General features: G+C 43.1%; 1 protein-coding gene. It reads left to right on the top strand.

Going from position 1 to position 700, the window contains the following annotated elements; all coding sequences use genetic code 11:
- The coding region (locus tag ACFILA_RS09770; protein WP_375661152.1) for an exonuclease domain-containing protein at window positions 1–700 on the top strand (700 nt) is incomplete at both ends.

Raw genomic sequence — 700 nt, 5'->3', positions numbered from 1 at the left:
AGAATGGCGACCGCATTATTCAAATTGGGTTAGTTTTAATCCAGAATGGTGAAATCATTAATCAATTTGAAACCCAGATTAATCCATTGATGAAGATTCCCCACAGTGTTCAACAGTTGACGGGGATTACTGATAAAGATGTAGCAAAAGCGCCATTATTAGACGATGTGGCACAAACGGTTGAAAGCCTGCTAAGTGGGACCATATTTGTGGCGCATAACGTCAACTTTGACTTTCCATTTTTAAATCACGAATTAGAACGTGTAGGGCATAGTCCATTGCGCATTTCCGCCATCGATACAGTAACCTTGAGCCAAATCCTGATGCCCACAGCCAAAGGTTACCGCCTTCGGGACTTAACGAATCATCTTCATGTTGAACACGATCTTCCCCACAGTGCGGTATCTGATGCAGAGGCAACTGGGGAACTATTAAAGGATCTAATTAAAAAGTTACGGGAGCTACCAACGGTCACGTTACAAAAACTAGTGGAATTAGATTTAAATTTACCGTTTCAAACGGCTCGGATGTTTGAACGTGAGTTGGATTGGCGGGATCAACATAAGCAACCTTTAACCGATGACCTGTACATTAGTGGGGGGATTGCCTTACACAAAGAACGTCCGCTGGTCAGTGACCCTGGACGAGTGAAAGCTTATCCAAAAACGAAGCGACAAAAGGAACGGTTATATAGTGACCA

Origin of the sequence: Bartonella sp. CL71SXKL (genome assembly GCF_042194935.1) — a bacterium.
Lineage (GTDB): Bacteria > Pseudomonadota > Alphaproteobacteria > Rhizobiales > Rhizobiaceae > Bartonella.
The sequence above is the reverse complement of the archived record's forward strand: the minus strand, read 5'-3'. Positions and strand labels throughout refer to the sequence as shown.